17 protein-coding genes are annotated in these 20,283 nt (G+C 72.9%); 9 read left to right on the plus strand and 8 right to left on the minus strand.

The genetic code is table 11. The annotated features are described in order from the left end of the window. Positions 1-125 precede the first annotated feature (125 nt). Positions 126-3,683 carry a thiol reductant ABC exporter subunit CydD gene (gene cydD, locus ABZ621_RS14720; protein WP_360604290.1) on the plus strand — a complete coding sequence of 1,186 codons (3,558 nt, stop codon included), beginning with the start codon at positions 126-128 and terminating at the stop codon, positions 3,681-3,683. A gap of 20 nt (positions 3,684-3,703) precedes the next feature. Further along, complete coding sequence (locus ABZ621_RS14725; protein ID WP_360604292.1) at positions 3,704-5,416, plus strand: GAF domain-containing protein; 1,713 nt, start codon at positions 3,704-3,706, stop codon at positions 5,414-5,416. On the opposite strand, the gene ABZ621_RS14730 is transcribed toward ABZ621_RS14725, so the two are convergent. Further along, positions 5,413-6,294, minus strand: coding sequence for an HAD hydrolase family protein (locus tag ABZ621_RS14730; protein ID WP_360604294.1), 882 nt, complete (start codon positions 6,292-6,294; stop codon positions 5,413-5,415). The genes ABZ621_RS14725 and ABZ621_RS14730 overlap by 4 nt on opposite strands. Before the next feature lie 146 nt (positions 6,295-6,440). On the opposite strand from ABZ621_RS14730, the gene ABZ621_RS14735 reads away from it, so the two are divergent. After that, on the plus strand, positions 6,441-7,343 hold the full coding sequence (locus ABZ621_RS14735) for an LLM class flavin-dependent oxidoreductase (RefSeq protein WP_360604296.1): 903 nt from the start codon (positions 6,441-6,443) through the stop codon (positions 7,341-7,343). A 16-nt stretch (positions 7,344-7,359) separates the two neighbouring features. On the opposite strand, the gene ABZ621_RS14740 is transcribed toward ABZ621_RS14735, so the two are convergent. The 5 genes from ABZ621_RS14740 to ABZ621_RS14760 form a co-directional block, all read right to left on the minus strand. Beyond that, positions 7,360-7,812 (minus strand): hypothetical protein, encoded by a 453-nt coding sequence (locus tag ABZ621_RS14740; RefSeq protein WP_360604298.1) that lies wholly within the window; start codon positions 7,810-7,812, stop codon positions 7,360-7,362. 66 nt (positions 7,813-7,878) lie between these two features. Then, complete coding sequence (locus ABZ621_RS14745; RefSeq protein ID WP_360604300.1) at positions 7,879-8,421, minus strand: RNA 2'-phosphotransferase; 543 nt, start codon at positions 8,419-8,421, stop codon at positions 7,879-7,881. A 96-nt stretch (positions 8,422-8,517) separates the two neighbouring features. Next, positions 8,518-9,459 (minus strand): MerR family transcriptional regulator, encoded by a 942-nt coding sequence (locus ABZ621_RS14750; protein ID WP_360604302.1) that lies wholly within the window; start codon positions 9,457-9,459, stop codon positions 8,518-8,520. An 88-nt stretch (positions 9,460-9,547) separates the two neighbouring features. Further along, positions 9,548-11,347 (minus strand): SDR family oxidoreductase, encoded by a 1,800-nt coding sequence (locus ABZ621_RS14755; RefSeq protein ID WP_360604304.1) that lies wholly within the window; start codon positions 11,345-11,347, stop codon positions 9,548-9,550. Next, entirely contained in the window at positions 11,347-12,192 is an 846-nt protein-coding gene (locus tag ABZ621_RS14760; protein WP_360604306.1) for a M24 family metallopeptidase, read from the minus strand. The genes ABZ621_RS14755 and ABZ621_RS14760 overlap by 1 nt, the downstream gene beginning before the upstream one ends. Positions 12,193-12,440: 248 nt before the next feature. Between ABZ621_RS14760 and ABZ621_RS14765 the strand changes: the two genes are divergently transcribed. From ABZ621_RS14765 to ABZ621_RS14780, 4 genes are read left to right on the plus strand one after another with little or no spacing between them, the layout of a single operon-like run. Next, positions 12,441-13,406, plus strand: coding sequence for an ABC transporter ATP-binding protein (locus ABZ621_RS14765; RefSeq protein ID WP_360604675.1), 966 nt, complete (start codon positions 12,441-12,443; stop codon positions 13,404-13,406). Beyond that, positions 13,403-14,305, plus strand: coding sequence for an ABC transporter permease (locus ABZ621_RS14770; protein ID WP_360604308.1), 903 nt, complete (start codon positions 13,403-13,405; stop codon positions 14,303-14,305). The genes ABZ621_RS14765 and ABZ621_RS14770 overlap by 4 nt, the downstream gene beginning before the upstream one ends. Further along, the gene (locus tag ABZ621_RS14775) at positions 14,302-15,213 is read left to right on the plus strand and encodes an ABC transporter ATP-binding protein (protein ID WP_360604310.1); all 912 of its coding nucleotides are present in this window, start codon (positions 14,302-14,304) and stop codon (positions 15,211-15,213) included. Before ABZ621_RS14770 ends, ABZ621_RS14775 begins: the two co-directional genes overlap by 4 nt. 16 nt (positions 15,214-15,229) lie before the next feature. Then, positions 15,230-15,949: an ABC transporter permease gene (locus ABZ621_RS14780; RefSeq protein ID WP_360604312.1), complete on the plus strand. Its 720-nt coding sequence runs from the start codon at positions 15,230-15,232 to the stop codon at positions 15,947-15,949. 20 nt (positions 15,950-15,969) lie between these two features. Here ABZ621_RS14780 and ABZ621_RS14785 read toward each other — a convergent pair whose 3' ends face one another. Both ABZ621_RS14785 and ABZ621_RS14790 read right to left on the minus strand, forming a co-directional pair. Continuing rightward, on the minus strand, positions 15,970-17,241 hold the full coding sequence (locus ABZ621_RS14785; RefSeq protein ID WP_360604314.1) for an MFS transporter: 1,272 nt from the start codon (positions 17,239-17,241) through the stop codon (positions 15,970-15,972). After that, the gene (locus ABZ621_RS14790; RefSeq protein ID WP_360604316.1) at positions 17,238-17,936 is read right to left on the minus strand and encodes a GntR family transcriptional regulator; all 699 of its coding nucleotides are present in this window, start codon (positions 17,934-17,936) and stop codon (positions 17,238-17,240) included. Before ABZ621_RS14790 ends, ABZ621_RS14785 begins: the two co-directional genes overlap by 4 nt. Before the next feature lie 157 nt (positions 17,937-18,093). Here ABZ621_RS14790 and lpdA point away from each other — a divergent pair, with 157 nt between their 5' ends. After that, positions 18,094-19,497, plus strand: a complete 1,404-nt coding sequence (lpdA, locus tag ABZ621_RS14795; RefSeq protein WP_360604318.1) for a dihydrolipoyl dehydrogenase — start codon at positions 18,094-18,096, stop codon at positions 19,495-19,497. 107 nt (positions 19,498-19,604) lie between these two features. After that, positions 19,605-20,222 carry a rhomboid-like protein gene (locus ABZ621_RS14800; RefSeq protein WP_360604320.1) on the plus strand — a complete coding sequence of 206 codons (618 nt, stop codon included), beginning with the start codon at positions 19,605-19,607 and terminating at the stop codon, positions 20,220-20,222. Positions 20,223-20,283 lie beyond the last annotated feature (61 nt).

Here is a 20,283-nt window from a genome sequence, read left to right on the forward strand (position 1 = left end):
AGCCGCCGGCGCCTGCCAGTGCCGTCGTCGCCCGGGTCCGCGAGGGCCCGGGCGACGATGCAGAGGGGCATGTTTCACGTGAAACCGATGCCCTGGGCGCTTTCCTTCAGAGGGGAATGTTTCACGTGAAACCGATCGACCCGCGTCTCCTCCGGTACGCCCGGGCGACCCGTGTCTTCCTCGTCGCGGTCGTGGTGCTCGGCCTGGTCGGGGCGGGGCTGGTCGTCGCCCAGGCGATGCTCATCGCCGAGATCGTGGTGGGCGCCTTCCAACAGGGCCTCTCGGTTTCCGCGCTGTCCACTCCCCTGCTGCTGCTCGCCGGGGTCGCGGTGGCCCGAGGGCTGGTCTCCTGGCTGACCGAGCTCGCGGCCCACCGGGCCAGCGCGGCGGTCAAGTCCGAACTCCGCGGCCGGCTCCTGGAGCGGGCCACCGCCCTCGGGCCCGGCTGGCTCGGCGGGCAGCGCACCGGCTCGCTCATCGCGCTCGCCACCCGAGGTGTGGACGCGCTCGACGACTACTTCGCCCGCTACCTGCCCCAGCTCGGTCTCGCCGTCGTCGTCCCGGTTGCGGTCCTCGCGCGGATCGTCACCGAGGACTGGGTCTCGGCCGCCATCATCGTCGTCACCCTGCCGCTCATCCCGGTCTTCATGATCCTGATCGGCTGGTACACCCAGGCCCGGATGGACCGGCAGTGGAAGTTGCTCTCCCGGCTCTCCGGCCACTTCCTCGACGTCGTCGCCGGGCTGCCCACCCTCAAGGTCTTCGGCCGGGCGAAGGCCCAGGCCGCGTCGATCCGCGCCATCACCGCCGACTACCGGCGGGCGACCATGCGCACCCTGCGGATCGCCTTCCTCTCCTCCTTCGCCCTGGAGCTGCTCTCCACTCTGTCGGTGGCGCTGGTCGCCGTCACCATCGGCATGCGGCTCGTCCACGGCACCCTCGACCTCTACACCGGGCTCGTCATCCTGGTCCTCGCCCCCGAGGCGTATCTGCCGCTGCGTCAGGTCGGCGCCCAGTTCCACGCGGCGGCGGAGGGGCTGGCGGCGGCCGAGGAGATCTTCGAGGTCCTGGAGACCCCGGTGCGCGGCGGCGGTACGCGGCCGGTGCCGGCCGAGACGCGGCTGGAGCTCGACGGGGTGACGGTCCGCCACCCGGGGCGCGCGGAGCCCTCCCTGGACGCGGCGAGCCTCACCGTCGAGCCGGGGGAGACGGTCGCGCTCGTCGGGCCCAGCGGCGCCGGGAAGTCGACCCTGCTCGACGTCGTCCTCGGCTTCACGGAGCCGGAGGAGGGCAGCGTACGGATCGGGGGCGTGGACCTGGCGGAGCTGGACCCGGAGGCCTGGCGCGAGCGGATCGCGTGGGTTCCCCAGCGGCCGTACCTCTTCGCCGGGACGATCGCCGAGAACGTGCGGCTCGCCCGGCCGGGGGCCGATGACGAGGAGGTGCGGGCGGCGCTCCGGGACGCCGGGGCGGACGCCTTCGTGGACGCGCTGCCCGAGGGGGCCGGGACCGTCCTCGGCGAGGACGGCGCCGGGCTCTCGGCGGGGCAGCGGCAGCGGCTCGCGCTGGCGCGGGCCTTCCTCGCGGACCGGCCGCTGCTGCTCCTCGACGAGCCGACGGCGGCGCTCGACGGGGAGACGGAGGCGGGGATCGTCGACGCGGTGCGGCGGCTCGCCGCCGGGCGGACGGTGCTGCTCGTGGTGCACCGGCCGGCGCTGCTCGCGGTGGCGGACCGCGTGGTGACGGTCGGGACGGTGGCCGTACCGGAGGATGAGGCCGCCGGGGGCGCGGAGAGCGCGGACGGGCCCGTGTCGGCGGCTCCCGTCGTCGCCCCCGAGGCCGTGGCCGAGGCCGTGCCCGCCGCGGAGGCGGCCGGGCCGGGGTCCGTACCGGAGCGAGGCGCGCTCGCCCGTGTCCGGTCCATGGCCGGGGAGCTCAAGGGGCGGATGGGGCTCGCGCTGTTGCTCGGGAGCCTCGCGCTCGGGTCGGCCGTGGGACTCATGGCCGTGTCCGGATGGCTCATCTCGCGGGCCTCGGAGCAGCCGCCCGTGCTGCACCTCATGGTCGCCGTGACCGCCACCCGCGCCTTCGGCATCGGGCGGGCCGTCTTCCGGTACGCCGAGCGGCTGGTCTCGCACGACGCCGTGCTGCGGATGCTCGCCGAACTGCGGGTCTCCGTCTACTCCCGCCTGGAGCGGATCGCCCCGGCCGGACTGAGCCGCACCCGGCGCGGCGACCTGCTCGCCCGGCTCGTCCACGACGTCGACGCCCTCCAGGACTACTGGCTGCGCTGGCTGCTTCCGGCCGGTGCCGCGCTCGTCGTCGGGCTCGGCGCGGTCGGCTTCACCGCCTGGCTGCTGCCCGAGGCGGGCGCCGTGCTCGCGGTGGGCCTGCTCGTGGCGGGTGTGCTCGTGCCGCCGCTGGGGGCCGCGCTGGCCCGCCGGGCCGAGCAGCGGCTCGCCCCGGCGCGCGGGGCGCTCGCGACGGCCGTCGCCGATCCGCTGCGCGGCTGCGCCGAGCTGACCGTGGCGGGCGCGCTGAGGGACCGGCTCGACCGGGCGCGGGCCGCCGACGGGACCCTCACCGGCATCGCCTCCCGGCAGTCCGCCGCGGCCGCGCTCGGCGCCGGGCTCTCGGCCCTGGTGTGCGGTCTGACGGTGGTCGCCGCGGCCTGGGTCGGCGTGCAGGCCGTCCGGGACGGCAGGCTCGACGGCGTCGCGCTCGCGGTCGTCGTCCTCACCCCGCTCGCCGCCTTCGAGGCCGTGACCGGGCTGCCGCTCGCCGTGCAGTACCGCCGGCGGGTCCGGCACAGCGCCGAGCGGGTCTTCGAGGTGCTCGACGCGCCCGTCCCCGTACACGAGCCGGCGGTGCCCGCCGCTCCCCCGGCCGGGCCGTTCCCGCTGGAGCTCGCGGAGCTCTCGGCCCGGTACGCCGGGCAGGAGCGGCCCGCGCTCGACGGCTTCGCGCTCACCCTCGACGCCGGGCGCCGGGTCGCCGTCGTCGGCGCCTCCGGCTCCGGCAAGACCACGCTCGCCCAGGTGCTGCTGCGCTTCCTGGACATGGAGGCGGGGACGTACCGGATCGGCGGGGTGCCCGCGTGGGAGCTCGACGGCGACGACGTACGCCGCTTCGTCGGCCTGTGCGCGCAGGACGCGCACCTCTTCGACAGCTCCCTGCGGGAGAACCTGCGGCTCGCCCGGCCGGACGCGAGCGACGGGGAGCTGCGGGAGGCGCTGCGCCGGGCCCGGCTGCTCGACTGGGTCGACGGACTTCCCGACGGGCTCGACACCCTGGTGGGCGAGCACGGGTCGAAGCTCTCCGGCGGCCAGCGGCAGCGGCTCGCGCTGGCCCGCGCGCTCCTCGCCGACTTCCCGGTCCTCGTCCTCGACGAGCCGGCCGAGCACCTGGACCTGGCCACCGCCGACGCCCTCACCGACGACCTGCTCCGCGCCACCGAAGGCCGTACCACCGTCCTCATCACCCACCGGCTGCACGGGCTCGACGCGGTCGACGAGGTGGTGGTCCTGGACGGCGGCCGGACCGTGCAGCGCGGACCGTACGCCGAGCTCGCCGCCGCGGACGGGCCGCTGCGGCGGATGCTGGAGCAGGAGCGGGCGACCGATCTGCTCCTCGCCGGTGCCACGCCGACCCCGTCCGGCCGTCCGACTTTTCTCTCCAAATAGGACTAACTAGGCTCAGGGCCATGACCGCCGCCACGCCCGATTCCCCGGACCCCCTGGTCGCCGCCACCGAGGCCACCCGCAGCCTTCAGGGGCTCTCCACGGAGCTGACCGCCCGCGTGCCGCAGCTGCTCGAGGCGATGCGGTCGGTGGGCACCGGGCTCGAACTCCACACCACCCTCGACCGGATCTGCGAGACCGCGGCCGAGCTGGCCGGCGCCCGCTACGCGGCCATCGGGGTCGTCGACGAGGAGGGCAAGGGCCTCTCCGACTTCGTCACGTACGGCGTCGGCGAGGACGTGGCCCGGCTCATCGGGCGCCGGCCGGACGGGCACGCCGGGCTGCTCGGCGCGCTCATCCGCGAGCCCCGGACGATCCGGCTCGCCGATCTCTCCGCCGATCCGCGCTCGGCCGGCTTCCCGCCCGGCCATCCGGTCATGCGGACCTTCCTCGGCGTCCCCATCCGCGTCCAGGGCGAGATCTTCGGCAACCTCTACCTCGCGGAGAAGCGGGACGGCGAGGAGTTCAACGACTACGACGAGCACATGGTCCGGGTGCTCGCCACCGAGGCGGGCATCGCCATCGGCAACGCCCGTCTCTACGAGGCCGCCCGCCAGCGGGAGCGGTGGATCGACGGTTCCGTCGCCGTCACCACCGCCCTGCTCTCCGGCGGCGACGCCGACGACGCCCTCGCCGTCGTCGCCGAACAGGCCCGGCGGCTCGCCGACGCGGACGCCGGGATCGTGCTGCTGCCCGCCGAGGAGGGCGGCCTGGAGATCGTCGCCGTCTCGTCGGCCCGCGCCACCAAGTCCCTGGGCATGGTGATCCCGCCGGAGAGCCAGGTCGTGGAGCTCCTCCTGGAGGGCGAGGCGGTCTTCGTCCAGGACGCCTCCACCGACCCGCGCATGATCAGCCGGCTGACCTCCCTCTACGGGCCGAGCATGCTGCTGCCGCTGCAGAGCGGCGGCCGGGTGCTCGGCGCGCTCGCGATGCCCCGGGCCCGGGGCGCCCGGCCCTTCTCCGAGGCGGAGCGGACCCTCGCCACCCAGTTCGCCTCGCAGGCCGCGCTCGCGCTGATGATGGCCGAGGCCCAGCGCGACCGGGAGCGGCTCGCGGTCTTCGAGGACCGCGACCGGATCGCCCGTGACCTGCACGACCTCGTCATCCAGCGGCTCTTCGCCACCGGGATGATGCTGGAGAGCGCCCAGCGGAAGGCGGTGGTGCCGGCCGTCCAGGAGGGCGTCGGCAAGGCCGTGGACGAGCTGGACGTGACCATCCAGGAGATCCGCACGGCGATCTTCGCCCTGCAGCAGGGCCCGGCGGAGGCGCCGTCGGGGCTGCGCACGCGCGTGCTGCGGGAGATCAACATGGCGGCGGTGCCGCTGGGCTTCAAGCCCGCGCACCGCTTCCTCGGCGCGATCGACGCCACCGTCGGCGAGCTGACGGGCAAGAACCTCATCGCCGCGCTCCGCGAGGCGCTCTCCAACGCCTTCCGGCACGCCTCGGCCGGCCGCATCGAGGTCGCCGTCGACGCGACCGTGACGCTGCCGGACGGGACGCCAGGCGTGCGGCTCACGGTCGCGGACGACGGCGTCGGCCTGCCCGAGGGCGGCCGTCGCAGCGGACTGCGCAACCTCGCCCGCCGCGCCGAGTCCCTCGGCGGCGCGAGCTGGTGCGGCCCGGGCCTCGCCGAGGACGGCGGCGGCACGTCGGTGGTGTGGGAGGCGCCGCTCTAGAGCTCGTCGCCCGCGCTGCGCGCCGCGACCGCTTCGGCGACGAGCTGTTCGATGACGACGGCGACGCCGTCGTCGTTGTTGCCGATGGTGCGGCCGGAGGCGGCGGCGACGACGTCGGGGTGGGCGTTGCCCATCGCGTACGAGCGGCCGGCCCAGCTCAGCATCTCGATGTCGTTCGGCATGTCGCCGAAGGCCACCACCTCGTCCGGCGCGATGCCGCGCTGCTCGCAGCAGAGGGCGAGCGTCGACGCCTTGGAGACGCCGAGGGCGCTGATCTCGATGAGCGCGGTGGGGCTGGAGCGGGTGAAGGAGGCCAGGTGGCCGGCGGCCTCCCGGGCCGTCGCCAGGAACACGTCGGGGTCGAGCTCGGGGTGCTGGGCGAGCAGCTTGAGGACGGGAGCGGCGGCGTCGGGCGCCTCCTCGTAGAGCAGCTTCTCTGCGGTGGCGACGGTGGCGCCGGGGTCGAGGAAGAACGGCGGGTACAGCGGCTCGTAGTGGATCCCGGTGGTCATCTCGACGGCGAAGCTGGTGCCGGGCGCGGCGGCCCGCAGGGCGCGTACGACGTCGAGGGCGGCGGGCCGGGGCAGCGGGCGCACCTGCTGGAAGGTGCCGCCCGCGTGCAGATCGACGACGGCCGCGCCGTTGGCGCAGATGGCGAGGCCGTGGCCGTGGACGTGGGCGCTCACCACGTCCATCCAGCGGGCCGGGCGGCCGGTGACGAAGAAGACCTCGATCCCCGCCCGCTCGGCCGCGGCGAGGGCGGCCACGGTCCGCTCGGAGACCGACTTGTCGTCGCGCAGGAGGGTGCCGTCGAGATCGGTGGCGACGAGACGGGCGGGCCGGGAGGAAGCACGGGAGGAGAGGTGGGGAGAGGTCACCTCCTTATGGTGCCGCACCGGACGCACGGGCGTGCGTGTCCCCGCACATTTGAGTGGCCGGGCGGGGAGGGAGCGTGTGAGCTGGACGTCTTCGGGGGCGGGCCCGCGGGAAGGCCCCCGTCGCGTGGTCGACGTACGCTCGGGGCATGAGTCTGCGTCTGAGCACCGTGATCCTTCCTGTCGACCGCTGGCACGAGGGGGGCCGTGCCACCTGGCAGCGGGCCGAGGAGCTCGGTTTCCACGCCGCGTACACCTACGACCACCTGTCCTGGCGCACCTTCCGGGACGGCCCGTGGTTCGGCGCCCTGCCGACCCTGACCGCCGCCGCGACCGCCACGGACCGGCTGCGCCTGGGCACCCTCGTCACCTCGCCCAACTTCCGGCACCCGGTGACGCTGGCCAAGGAGCTCATCTCGCTCGACGACGTCTCGGGCGGCCGGGTCACCCTCGGCATCGGCGCCGGCGGTAACGGCTTCGACGCCACCGCGCTCGGCCAGGAGCCGTGGACGCCGAAGGAGCGGGCCGACCGGCTCGCCGAGTTCGTCCCGCTGCTCGACCGGCTGCTCACCGAGGACGCGGTGACGGAGCGCGGCGCGTTCTACTCGGCCGACGAGGCCCGCAACATCCCGGGCTGTGTGCAGCGCCCCCGGCTGCCCTTCGCGATCGCCGCGACCGGCCCGCGCGGGATGCGGCTCGCCGCCCGCCACGGGCAGGCGTGGGTGACGACCGGCGACCCGAAGCTGTACGAGTCGGGGACGGCGGCCGAGTCGGTGGAGGCCCTGCGCGGTCAGGTCGAGCGGCTGGGCAAGGCGTGCGCGGACGTCGGCCGGGACGTGGCCGAGCTGGACAAGGTCCTGCTCACCGGCTTCACCCCGGAGAAGAACGGGGTGCTCTCCTCCCTGGAGGCCTTCGTGGACTTCGCCGGCACCCACCGCGACCTCGGCTTCACCGAGATCGTGATCCACTGGCCGATCCAGGACTCGGTGTTCGCCGCCGACCGGGACGTCTTCGAGTCGATCGCCACGGAGGCCCTGGCGCGCCTCGGCTGACCGGATACGGAATCCGTCAGCGGACGCGGGAGCTCAGCCACGGGGTGAGTGTCATCTGCGGGATGAGCTCCTTGTACGTCGCGCCGCCCGGCACCGGGACGATCAGCCACTGGCCGGGCGGGAAGAACCGTCCCTTCACGTGGGCGAGACCGGTGTGGAGCGCCCGTACGAAGCCGGGGACGGCGTCCCTCGGCACGTCGGCGAACTCGACGCCGTCCACGATGATCCGGGCGTCGTCCTCGGGGTAGAGCTGTACGGAGACGGAGGGCGAGCCGCCGAGTTCGACATAGGCCTCGTGCGGCAGCGAGCCGTCCTCGTCCAGTACGCGGAAGGCGCCGGCGGCGGTGCGGCGCGAGGTCTGGTCCGCGCCGATGTCGTCGGTCACGGTGAACTCCAGGCCGAACTCCCGGGCGAGGGCGCGGACGGCGTTGACGGCGGCCTGGGTGCTGGGCAGGTGCGGGTGCGACATGACCCGATCATGCCTCAGCCGTGGGGGAGGCCTGTGGGGGACGGATCCGGGCGGTGGCCGCCCGGCTCAGTCGGGGAAGCGGATGAACTCCGCCGGTACGGCGGCCGTCAGCCAGACCCCGTTGGCGCTGACCCGGAACTCGTGGCCCGCCCGGTGCATCGCCCCCGCGTCCACGCTCAGCACCACCGGCCGGCCCCGTCGCGCCCCGACCCGGGTCGCCGTCTCGCGGTCGGGGGAGAGGTGGACGTCGTGGCGGGCCATGGGCCGCAGGCCCTCCGCCCGGATCGCGGGCAGCCGGTCGGCGACCGTACCGTGGTAGAGGTACGCGGGCGGTTCGGCGGCCGGCAGGCCGAGGTCGACGCTGATCGTGTGGCCCTGGTTGGCCCGGATCCGGGTGCCCTCGACGGCGAACCGCCGCTTGTCGTTGGAGGCGACCACGTGGTCCAGCTCCGCGCGGGCGATCGGGAAGCCGTGGGCGGCCGCGGCGGCGAGCAGCGCGTCGATCTCGGTCCAGCCGTGCGCGTCCAGGACCAGGCCGATCCTCTCCGGCTGGTGCCGCAGGTGCTTCGAGAGGTACTTGGACACCTTCACCGTGCGACGTTCGTCCATCGTTCTTCCCCGTTCAGGTTTGATCCACAGCCAACATGAGTTATCCACAAGCCAGTTGAGGATTCTGTGGACAACTGCCCCAGGGAATCAAGCGGTTTATTGAACGGTGGGGGAATTCAGGGCATTTAGCGTCAATGCGTCCAATGTCCTTTTGTTGACCTCGCGTTCCGCCGCCGCCGTCAGGAACGCCGCGACGGCCTCCGGGCCAACCAGCGCCTGTACGGCCCTGATCGTGTCCGCCGGGATCGGCACCGGACGCGGCTCGTCGCCCCTCGGCGGCGGTCCCTCGGGCGAGAGGTGGACCTGGAGGTGACGGGTCGCCAGGATTCGCATGGCGCGGGCCAGTTCGGCGTCCACCGTCTGCTGGGCGAGCGGGCGGAGCCGCCGCACCATCGTCGCCGCCTCGGCCGCGTCGGAGTCCGTCGGCGGCCGGTGCTCCAGATAACGGGCGAAGACGTGCTCGGTGGTGAACTCCAGGAAACGGGACGCTATGTGCTCGACCTGCTCCCGAAGTTCCCTCAGATGACCGGTGATCGCGGAGAGCGGCACACCGGCCGCGTGCAACTCCACGGCCACCGCAAGCTCTTGGGGACTGGGGACCAGGTACTCCTCGGCCTCCCGGCCCGGCACCCGCTCCAGGACGCCGAGCTCGACCGCCTCCCGCACGGCGTCCTCGTCCGGGTCGCCGCCGAAGCGGGCGTCGAGCTCCGCGCGGGTGATCCGGGCCGCCTCCTCGTCCGTCCACGGCCCCTGGACCTCCGCGACGAGCCCGAGCACCCCGCCGAGCCCCCGTCCGGTGTCCCAGGCGTCGAGGAGCTCCTTGATCGAGGCCAGCGTGTAGCCCCGGTCCAGGAGGTCGGCGATCTGGCGCAGCCGGGCCAGATGGCTGTCCCCGTACACGTTCGACCTGCCCCGCCGCTCCGGGCGGGGCAGCAGGCCGCGGTCCTGGTAGGCGCGGATGGTCCGGACCGTGGCCCCGCTGTGATGGGAGAGGTCCTCGATCCGGTACTCCGCTCGCACTGCTGACTGCTCGGACATCCCGCTCCCACCGGCCGATCGTTCCACCCCGCGCGGGGCCCCTGCTGCGAGGGATCGTACGACCGACCGCCCGCCCGGGCCCCCGCGGTTACGCCGGCGGCTGCCAGCGGGCCAGGGCGCGCAGCGCGCCCGGGGCCAGCCGGGAGAGGGCGTGGGCGCCCCGGGCCTCCGGGGTGACCGGCACGACGGCCCGGTCGTGCAGCACCGCGTCCAGGATCGCGTCCGCCACCTTCTCCGGCGGATAGTTCCGCAGCCCGTACAGCCGCGAGGCCTTCTGCTGCCGCCGCTTCTCCTCCGCCGCGTCCGTGACCCCGGCGAAGCGGGCGGTCGCGGTGATGTTGGTGTTGACGATCCCGGGGCAGACCGCGCTCACCCCGATGGAGCGGTCCGCCAGCTCGGCCCGCAGGCACTCGCTGAGCATCAGCACCGCCGCCTTCGAGGTGCTGTACGCCGGCAGCGCCCGCGAGGGCTGGAAGGCCGCCGCCGAGGCGGTGTTGACGATGTGGCCGCCCTGGCCGCGCGCCACCATCTGCGCCCCGAACACCCGGCAACCGTGGATCACGCCCCACAGATTGACGTCCAGGACCCGCTTCCACTCCTCGCCGGTCGTCTCGAAGAAGGATCCGGTGAGGCCGATCCCCGCGTTGTTGACGAGGACGTCGACGATCCCGTACTCGTCGGCCACCTTGGCCGCCAGCTTCTCCATCGCCTGTTCGTCGGAGACGTCCGCGGCCTCGCCCCACGCCTCCGGGGCGCCGATCAGCCGGGCCATCTCGGCCGTCCTGGCCGCGCCCTCGGCGTCCCGGTCGACCGCGACGACCCGGGCACCGGCCTCCGCGAAGGCGAAGGCGGTGGCCCGCCCGATGCCGCTGGCGGCGCCGGTGACCAGCACCAGCTGGCCGCCGAACCGCTCCGCGTACTCCGGCTTCACGCCGCTCTTCGCGGTCGACTCCGCCACCGGTCGGGGCGCCCGCGTCTCCGGCTCCTCGTGGGTGCGGACGAAGTCCGTGATCCACGCCGCCAGTTGGTCGGGGCGGGTGCGCGGCACCCAGTGCTTCGCGGGCAGGGTGCGCCGGGTGAGCTCCGGCACCCAGGTGCCCAGGTCGTCGTAGAGCCGCTCGGAGAGGAAGGAGTCCCCGGTCGGGGTGATCAGCTGCACGGGCGCGTGCGCGAAGGCGTCGGGGCGGGGCCGGGAGAGGCGCGCCCTGACGTTGTCCCGGTAGAGCCAGGCGCCGGTGGCCGCGTCGTCGGGCAGCGAGGCCGTCGGGTAGTCGCCGGCCGGGACCTTCTCGATCCGCTCCAGGAGCTTCGGCCAGCGCTTGCCGAGGGGACCGCGCCAGGCCATCTCCGGCAGCGCCGGGGTGTGCAGCATGTACACGTACCAGGACTTGGCGCCCTGGCCGAGGAGCTGCCCGACCCGGCGCGGGGTGGGGCGGGTCATCCGGTTCTTGATCCAGTGCCCGAAGTGGTCGAGCGACGGGCCCGACATGGAGGTGAAGGAGGCGATCCGGCCCTCGGTGCGCGGCACGGTGACGAACTCCCACGACTGCACCGAGCCCCAGTCGTGCCCGACGAGGTGGATCGGCCGGTCCGGGCTGACCGCGTCGGCGACGGCGAGGAAGTCGTCGGTCAGCTTCTCCAGGGTGAAGCCGCCGCGCAGCGGCGCCGGCGCCGTCGAACGCCCGTGGCCCCGCACGTCGTAGAGCACGACGTGGAACTCCTCGGCGAGCCGTGCCGCGACCTCGGACCAGACCTCCTTCGAGTCCGGGTAGCCGTGCACGAGCAGCACCGTCGGCCGGTCGGCGTCGCCGAGCTCGGCGACGCACAGCTCGATCCCGCCCGTACGGACCCGGCGCTCCCGCGCCCCCTTGAGTCCCGCGCCCGCCATCAGACCGCTCCTTCGTTCCACCGCCGCACGTGCGGCAGGTCGTCGTCCAGCCAGAACGCGCTCTGCTCGGGGTCCCTGGAGTCGGTGACGACCAGGATCTCCTCGAACTTCGCGCCCGTCCCCCGGAATCCGAGGTGCGGCTCGACCGCCCAGAGGCCCGGGGTGGGCGGGTGGTCGGAGAACTTGTAGGGGGACCACAGCGGCGACCAGCCGTCCCGGTGGCCGTGCACGGCGTCGCTCAGCAGGCCCTTGAGGGACTGGGTGCCGAAGCCGAACAGGGTGGGGGCGAACCTCCGCTCCTTCACCCGGTCGATCTTGTGGGCGATCACGCCGAAGGGATAGGCCCGGTGCCGGTTGGCGTACCCCTGGCGGACCATGAGCCGGTCCACGTCCTCGTATATCTCGCGCAGGCTGCGGCGCTCGCGCACCTCGCGGAGGATCAGCTCGCGGTGCTCGCGCAGATCGGCGAGGAGCTTGTCGTGCAGCGGATTGAGCCCGAGGCAGCCGCTGTAGCCGATGTCGGCCGTGTACCCCTTGTAGACGGGCGCCATGTCGAGGATGAAGGGCATCCCCGGCTCCAGGCGCTTGTCGGTGGGGAAGAACTGCAGGGGGATCCTGAAGTCGACGAAGGCGGTGCGGTCCCCGAACCAGGCGAAGGGACGGTGGAACCAGTCCTTCACCCCGCGCTCGTACAGCCACTCGCGCTGCATCCGCGCCGCCTCGCGCTCGGTCACGCCCGGCCTGAGCTGGGCCGCGACCGCTTCCGCGCAGGCGTAGGAGAGCTGCTGTACTTCCCTGAACCCCCGCAGTTCCGCGGTCAGTTCGCTTGCCACTGCTGAGGTCATGCCACCCGCCCGTCCCGTGTGAGCGCTTGGTCGCCCTACGCGTCCGTAACTTGACACCGATGAATGTGACAATGCCTGGCGGCTACGTCAAGGGGTGTGCACGAGACCCTGTGGAAAACTCCGTCCCCGAGACCGCGACGACTTTCGTCGCGAGCGCTCTCAGGGTTCGTACGCCGGAAGTCGGAGAGGGATCGATCCGTAGGGCTGACGACTGCTGTGGCGCGCGCCACTACCGTCGAAGCGTGACTGTGATCGCCACCGAAAGCCTCAGCAAGCGGTTCCCCCGGGTGACCGCTCTCGACCGGCTCTCCCTGGACATCGGGCCCGGTGTGACCGGACTGGTGGGTGCCAACGGAGCCGGCAAGTCCACGATGATCAAGATCCTGCTCGGCCTCTCCCCCGCCACGGAGGGCCGCGCCGAGGTCCTGGGCCTCGACGTCTCGACGCACGGCCCCGAGATCCGCGAGCGCGTCGGGTACATGCCCGAGCACGACTGCCTGCCGCCGGACGTCTCGGCCACCGAGTTCGTCGTCCACATGGCGCGGATGTCCGGCCTGCCGCCGACCGCCGCCCGCGAGCGGACGGCCGACACCCTGCGTCACGTCGGCCTGTACGAGGAGCGCTACCGCCCCATCGGCGGCTACTCGACCGGCATGAAGCAGCGGGTGAAGCTGGCCCAGGCCCTGGTCCACGACCCCAAGCTGGTCCTCCTCGACGAGCCGACCAACGGCCTCGACCCGGTCGGCCGGGACGAGATGCTCGGCCTCATCCGCCGCGTCTGGACCGACTTCGGCATCTCCGTGCTCGTCACCTCCCACCTCCTCGGCGAGCTGGAGCGGACCTGCGACCACGTCGTCGTCATCGACGGCGGCAAGCTGCTGAGGTCCAGCTCCACCAGCGACTTCACCCGCACCACCACGACCCTGGCGGTCGAGGTCACCGACTCCGACGCCCACCCGGACGGCACCGCCGCCCTCCGCGCGGCGCTCACCGCCGCCGGCGTCACCCTGCACGCGGGCGTGGAGGACGGCCTGCCCGGCGCCGGCCACATCCTCCTCCTGGAGGCCCCCGGCGAGGAGACGTACGACCTGGTGCGCGACACCGTCGCCGGCCTCGGGCTCGGCCTGGTCCGCATGGAGCAGCGCCGCCACCACATCGCCGAGGTCTTCCGTCCCGAGGCAGCCGCGCAGCACGAGGAGGTCAAGGCCCGATGAGCACCCCCGCCCCCGGGGCCGCCCCCGACACCACCCGGATCCACAACATCGGATACCGGTCCTACGACGGCCCGAGGCTCGGCCGCTCCTACGCCCGCCGCTCGCTCTTCTCGCAGTCGCTGCGCGGGGCGTACGGCCTGGGCCGCAGCGCCAAGTCGAAGGTGCTGCCGATGCTGCTCTTCGGCGTCATGTGCACCCCGGCGCTGATCATCGTCGCCATCTCGGTGTACACCAAGGCCGACAAGCTCTTCGTCGAGTACACCCAGTACGCGGTCCTCCTCCAGCTCGTCATCGCCGTCTACCTGGCCTCCCAGGCCCCCCAGTCGGTCTCCCGGGACCTCAGGTTCCGCACGGTGCCGCTGTACTTCTCACGCCCCATCGAGCGGGTCGACTACGTGCTCGCCAAGTACGGGGCCATGGCCTCGGCCCTCTTCATCCTCACCGCGTCCCCGCTGCTGATCCTGTGGATCGGCTCGATGCTGGCCAAGATGGACTTCGCCGAGCAGGCCAAGCTCTTCGGCCAGGGCCTCGTCTCCGTCGCGCTCCTGTCGGTGCTCTTCGGCGGCGTCGGCCTGGTCATGGCCGCGCTCACCCCGCGCCGGGGCTTCGGCGTCGCCGCGGTGATCGCCGTCCTCACCATCTCCTACGGCGCGGTCTCCACCCTCCAGGGCATCTCCTACGCCACCGAGAACACCGACGCCATCGCCTGGCTCGGCCTCTTCTCGCCCCTCACCCTGATCATCGGCCTGCAGAACGCCTTCCTCGGCGCGCCCGCCTCCTTCCCCGGCGAGGTGCCGGTCGGGACCGGAGCCGGCGTGGTCTACCTCGTGGTGGTCCTCGGCCTCATCGCCGGCTGCTACGGCATCCTGATGGCCCGCTACCGGAAGGTCGGCCTGTGAGTACCCTGCACATCGACCACGTCTCCCGCTGGTTCGGCAACGTCGTCGCCGTCAACGACGTCACCATGTCGATCGGCCCCGGCGTGACCGGCCTCCTCGGCCCCAACGGCGCCGGGAAGTCCACGCTCATCAACATGATGGGCGGCTTCCTCGACCCCTCCACGGGCAGCGTGACCCTCGACGGCGAGCCGGTCTGGCGCAACGAGTCGGTCTACCGCTCCATCGGCGTCGTCCCCGAGCGGGAGGCGATGTACGACTTCCTCACCGGCCGCGAGTTCGTGGTGGCCAACGCGGAACTCCAGGGCCTCGGCGCCGCGGAGGCCCAGAAGGCCCTCGCGACCGTCGAGATGGAGCACGCGCAGGACCGGAAGATCGCCACGTACAGCAAGGGCATGCGGCAGCGCGTGAAGATGGCCTCGGCCCTCGTCCACGAGCCGTCCGTGCTGCTGCTCGACGAGCCGTTCAACGGCATGGACCCGCGCCAGCGGATGCAGCTCATGGAGCTGCTGCGCCGGATGGGCGCCGAGGGCCGCACGGTCCTGTTCTCCTCGCACATCCTGGAGGAGGTCGAGCAGCTCGCCTCGCACATCGAGGTGATCGTCGCCGGCCGGCACGCCGCCTCCGGCGACTTCCGCCGGATCCGCCGCCTGATGACCGACCGGCCGCACCGCTACCTGATCCGCTCCAGCGACGACCGGGCGCTCGCCGCCGCGCTGATCGCCGACCCGTCCACGGCCGGCATCGAGGTCGACGTCGTGGAGGGCGGACTTCGGATCCAGGCCGTCGACTTCGGACGCTTCACCGAGCTGCTGCCGCAGGTGGCACGCGCGCGTGGGATCCGGCTGCTGACGGTCTCGCCGTCCGACGAGTCCCTCGAATCCGTCTTCTCTTATCTCGTCGCGGCCTGAAAGGAGCACGACCCCGATGTACGACCCCACGGTCGCCCGGCTCACCTACCGGGCCCTCCTCGGCCGCCGCCGGGCGGCGATCCTCTTCCTGCTGCCCGGGCTGCTCCTGCTCATCGCCACGGCCGTCCGCGTCATCAACGGCGCGGACGACCAGGTCGCGGCCGATCTCCTCGGCGGCTTCGCGCTCGCCACGATGGTGCCGCTGATCGGCGTCATCGCGGGCACGGGTGCGATCGGCCCGGAGATCGACGACGGCTCGATCGTCTATCTGCTCTCCAAGCCGGTGAAGCGCCCGACGATCATCATGACCAAGCTGATCGTGGCCATCGCCGTGACCATGGCCTTCTCGGCCGTGCCCACCCTGATCGCCGGCTTCATCCTGAACGGGAACGGCCAGCAGGTCGCCGTCGCCTACACGGTCGCCGCGCTGGTGGCCTCCATCGCCTACAGCGCGCTGTTCCTGCTGCTCGGCACGATCAGCCGGCACGCCGTGGTCATCGGCCTCGTCTACGCCCTGGTCTGGGAGGCGCTCTTCGGCTCCCTGATCGCCGGCGCCCGCACCCTCAGCGTCCAGCAGTGGGCGCTGGCGCTCGCCGAGAAGGTCACCGGCGACGGGCTGATCAGCTCGGACGTGGCCCTGCCGACGGCGACGGTCCTTCTGGTCGCCGTCACCCTCGGCGCCACCTGGTTCGCCGGCCACAAGCTGCGCACGCTGACGCTGGCCGGCGAGGAGTAGACACCCCTCCGGACGGAACGTCAGACGGTACGGTCGCGGGCGGCGAGCAGGCCGACGCCCGCGGCCGCCGCGCACACCCCGAGGACCAGCGCGATCGGCACCGTCCACGAACCGGTCGCCTGGTGCAGGGCCCCGGCCGCGAGCGGCCCGGCGGCCGCCATCAGATAGCCGACCGTCTGCGCCATCCCGGAGAGCCGGGCGGCCGTCGGGGCGTCCCCGGTCCGCAGCACGATCAGGGTCAGGGCCAGCCCCAGGGCACCGCCCTGACCGACGCCGAGGACCGCGGCCCAGAGCCAGGCACCCTCGGCCGGGGCGACGAGCAGCCCCGCGTACCCGGCCGCGACCATCGCCGTCACCAGCACCACCAGCGGGCGCTGGCCGCGCCTGCGGCCCGCGAGCAGCGGCACCACGAAGGCCCCGGCGATCTGGATCAGGTTGTTGAAGGCGAAGACCACGCCGGCCTCGGAGCGGCTCATCCCGTGGTCGGTGAAGATCGTCGGCATCCAGGCGATGAGCACGTACGACCAGACCGACTGCAGGCCCATGAAGAGGGTCACCTGCCAGGCGAGCGCCGAGCGCCATACGCGCGCGGGCGCCGCGCCGGCGGCCGGAACGGCCCGTACCTCGTGCCCGGTACGGCCCCGGGCGATCAGCACCTGCGGCAGCCAGCCCACCGCCGCCACGACGGCGAGCAGCGACCAGAAGCCGAGCGAGCCCTGCCAGCCGCCGCCGAGGGCCTCCTCCAGGGGCACGGCCGCGGCCGCGGCGACCGTGGCTCCGGCGACCATCGCCCCCGTGTAGACGGAGGTCAGCGCGGCCGCCCGGTCCGGGAAGTCCCGCTTGACGATCCCGGGCATCAGCACGTTGAGCAGGGCGATCGCGGTGCCGACGAGGACTCCGCCGCCGTACAGCGCCAGGACCGACGGCAGCAGGCGCGCCAGGATGCCGACGGCGAGCAGCAGCAGCGCGGCGAGGACCATCCGCTCGGCGCCGAAGCGGCGGCCGAGCCACGGGGCGACGAGCGCGCCGAGCCCCAGGAAGAGCACCGGGATCGACGTGATGAGGGAGCCGGCCGTCGAGGACAGGCCGAACTTCCCGGCGATCTCGCCGACCAGCGGCGCCACGCTCGCCAGCGCGATCCGCATGTTGAGCGAGGCGAGCACGATGCCGACGAGCAGCAGCACCGGATGGGCGAGCAGTGCCCGCCGGGCGGCCGCCCCCGCCGCCGAGGGCCGTACGTCCGCCTCGGCGTCGACGAGCACGCGCGCGTGGTCCGTCTCCGTGCCCCTCATGCCCGCGTCCCGTCGGCGCGCTCCGCCATGAGCGCCGCCACGGTCTCCGCCGGTATCCGCAGCAGCTCGCGGGCCTGACGTTCGGCGGCGTCCGCGTCGCCCGCCTCGACGGCGGCGATCAGCGCCTCGTGGGCGTCGATGTCGACCGGCGGCATCGCGCGGTCGCCGAGCGCCTCCACCAGCACCTCGTGGACCTGGGTGGAGAAGAAGCGGTAGACCTCGATGAAGGCGGCGTTGTGGGTGGCGCCGACCACGGCGAGGTGGAAGGCGAGGTCGGCGTCGGCGTCCCGGTCGCCCTCCTCGCGCAGGGTGGTCAGGGCGGCCCGCAGCCGCAGCAGGTCGTGGGTGTCCCGCCGCTCCGCCGCCAGCCTGGCGGCCTCCGCCTCCAGGGCGGTCCGCAGCTCCAGTACGTCCCGGGCGCCCGCGTGCCGGACCCCGCGCAGGACCGCGGCCGGGTCGGCGGTGGAGCGGACGAAGGTGCCGTTGCCCTGCCGGGACTCCAGGAGCCCGGCGTGGACGAGGACCCGGATCGCCTCGCGGACGGTGTTGCGGCCGACGCCGAGCTGCTGGGCGAGCTCGTGCTCGGTGGGGATGCGGTCGCCGACGGACCACTCGCCCTCGGCGAGCTGCGCCCGCAGCTGCTCCACCGCGGAGTCCACCAGCGAGGTCCGCCCCGCCGCTCTCAGTGCCGCCATCCGTCCCGTACCTCCCGATCCGATCGATCACCCGGTTGCCCAGTCATCCTACAACTCGTCCACAGGTGTGGCGGATCTCCCCGGCCGCTCCCCGGCGACCGGACTACTGTGGGCTCGTACGTGCACCGAACACCCTCATCACCCTCGGGAGTCAGTCATGTCAGACCGCTTCGACGTCGTCGTACTCGGAGCTGGCCCCGGCGGCTACGTCGCCGCCATCCGCGCCGCCCAGCTGGGCAAGCGGGTCGCGGTCGTCGAGGAGAAGTACTGGGGCGGTGTCTGCCTGAACGTCGGCTGCATCCCCACCAAGGCGCTGCTCCGCAACGCCGAACTGGCGCACATCTTCAACCACGAGGCCAAGACCTTCGGCATCAAGGTCGACGGCTCGGTGACCTTCGACTACGGCGACGCCTACCGCCGCAGCCGCTCGGTCGCGGACGGCCGTGTCAAGGGCGTCCACTTCCTGATGAAGAAGAACGGCATCACGGAGTTCGACGGCCGGGGCACCTTCCTCGACGCGCACACCCTCCAGGTGGCGAAGGCCGACGGCACGACGCAGACGATCACCTTCGACAACTGCATCATCGCCACCGGCGCCAGCCCGCGCCTGCTGCCCGGCACCGCGCTGAGCGACCGCGTCGTCTCGTACGAGCAGCAGATCCTCGCCGAGGACGCCCCGAAGTCGATCATCATCGCCGGCGCCGGCGCGATCGGCATCGAGTTCGCGTACGTGCTGAACAACTACGGCACCAAGGTCACCATCGTCGAGTTCCTCGACCGGATGGCCCCGCTGGAGGACGAGGAGGTGTCGAAGGAGCTGGCGAAGCAGTACCGCAAGCTCGGCATCGACGTCCTCACCTCGACCCGCGTGGACGCCATCGACGAGTCCGGCCCGCAGGTCCGCGTCACCGTCACCGGCAAGGACGGCGCGAGCAAGGTCCTGGAGGCCGACAAGGTCCTCCAGGCCATCGGCTTCGCGCCGAACGTCACCGGCTACGGCCTGGAGGCCGCCGGTGTCGCCCTCACCGAGCGCGGCGCCATCGACGTGGACGGCCGCAGCCGCACCTCGGTCCCGCACATCTACGCCATCGGCGACGTCACCGCGAAGCTGATGCTCGCGCACACCGCCGAGGCCATGGGCGTCATCGCCGCCGAGACCATCGCGGGCGCCGAGACCATGGAGCTGGACTACGCCATGATCCCGCGCGCGACCTACTGCCAGCCGCAGATCGCCAGCTTCGGCTACACCGAGGCGCAGGCCCGCGAGAAGGGCTACGACGTCAAGGTCGCCAAGTTCCCCTTCATGGCGAACGGCAAGGCGCACGGCCTCGGCGACTCCACCGGCTTCGTCAAGATCGTCGCCGACGCCAAGTACGGCGAGATCGTCGGCGCCCACCTGATCGGCCCGGACGTCACCGAGCTGCTGCCCGAGCTGACCCTGGCCCAGCAGTGGGACCTCACCGTCCACGAGGTCGCGCGGAACGTCCACGCCCACCCGACCCTGGGCGAGGCCGTCAAGGAAGCCGTCCACGGCATCGCGGGCCACATGATCAACTTCTGAGGCCCCGCCGGGCCTCACAGGGCCCCACGGCTTCAGGTGATAGGCACTGACGGGTGCCGAGCGAAACCACTCCGGGTGGCGAACCATCCCGACCGATCAGGTCGTGGGTGCGTTCGTCACCCGGTACGCATCTCTGGCTCGCGGTCATCGCGACCACCAGCCTCGTCCTCGCCCTCTCCCCCGACGGCTTCGACACCTATCTGCTGCACCGCAACAGCAGCAACCTCTACCAGCTCGCCCGCCACCCGGTCCGCGCGCTGCTCGGCAGCGCCTTCTGGATCCAGGATCCGGCCGCGCTGGTCTTCTACGCGCTCCTCTTCGAGCTCCTCCACGCGCCCGTGGAGCGATGGCTGGGTACGCCGAAGTGGCTCTTCACGGTGGCCGCCGCCCACATCGCCGCCACCCTCGTCAGCCAGCAGGTCGTCCTCTACGCGATCACCCACCACGACGTGCCGCGGAGCATGGCGCACGTCGTCGACATCGGCGTCAGCTATGGCCTCGCCGCCTCCGCGGGGATCCTCGCCTACCGCGTCGCCCGGCCCTGGCGATGGCTCTACCTGGCCGCCGCGGTGGCCTTCTTCCTCGTCCCGCTGCTCACGGACCGCACCTTCACCGACCTCGGGCACGCCCTCTCGCTCGCCATCGGCCTCGCCTGCTACCCGCTCACCCGGCATCCGGCGCACGGAAAACCGTTCGCGACCGAACGTCCCCCCGGCGCACACTAGTTGTGCGGGGGAAACGGGGGATCCCCCGGTGGCGGCCGCTTCGAGCGCGCGGATCTCCGGT

Source organism: Streptomyces sp. NPDC007863 (assembly GCF_040633895.1).
Classification (GTDB): Bacteria; Actinomycetota; Actinomycetes; order Streptomycetales; family Streptomycetaceae; genus Streptomyces.

Coding starts and splice junctions, on each gene's coding strand:
- lpdA (WP_360604318.1), top strand. CDS start 18,094: ATGTCAGACCGCTTCGACGTCGTCGTACTCGGAGCTGGCCCCGGCGGC.
- ABZ621_RS14790 (WP_360604316.1), bottom strand. CDS start 17,936: ATGGCGGCACTGAGAGCGGCGGGGCGGACCTCGCTGGTGGACTCCGCG.
- ABZ621_RS14735 (WP_360604296.1), top strand. CDS start 6,441: ATGAGTCTGCGTCTGAGCACCGTGATCCTTCCTGTCGACCGCTGGCAC.
- ABZ621_RS14740 (WP_360604298.1), bottom strand. CDS start 7,812: ATGTCGCACCCGCACCTGCCCAGCACCCAGGCCGCCGTCAACGCCGTC.
- ABZ621_RS14755 (WP_360604304.1), bottom strand. CDS start 11,347: ATGGCGGGCGCGGGACTCAAGGGGGCGCGGGAGCGCCGGGTCCGTACG.
- ABZ621_RS14770 (WP_360604308.1), top strand. CDS start 13,403: ATGAGCACCCCCGCCCCCGGGGCCGCCCCCGACACCACCCGGATCCAC.
- ABZ621_RS14745 (WP_360604300.1), bottom strand. CDS start 8,421: ATGGACGAACGTCGCACGGTGAAGGTGTCCAAGTACCTCTCGAAGCAC.
- ABZ621_RS14760 (WP_360604306.1), bottom strand. CDS start 12,192: ATGACCTCAGCAGTGGCAAGCGAACTGACCGCGGAACTGCGGGGGTTC.
- ABZ621_RS14725 (WP_360604292.1), top strand. CDS start 3,704: ATGACCGCCGCCACGCCCGATTCCCCGGACCCCCTGGTCGCCGCCACC.
- ABZ621_RS14750 (WP_360604302.1), bottom strand. CDS start 9,459: ATGTCCGAGCAGTCAGCAGTGCGAGCGGAGTACCGGATCGAGGACCTC.
- ABZ621_RS14785 (WP_360604314.1), bottom strand. CDS start 17,241: ATGAGGGGCACGGAGACGGACCACGCGCGCGTGCTCGTCGACGCCGAG.
- ABZ621_RS14780 (WP_360604312.1), top strand. CDS start 15,230: ATGTACGACCCCACGGTCGCCCGGCTCACCTACCGGGCCCTCCTCGGC.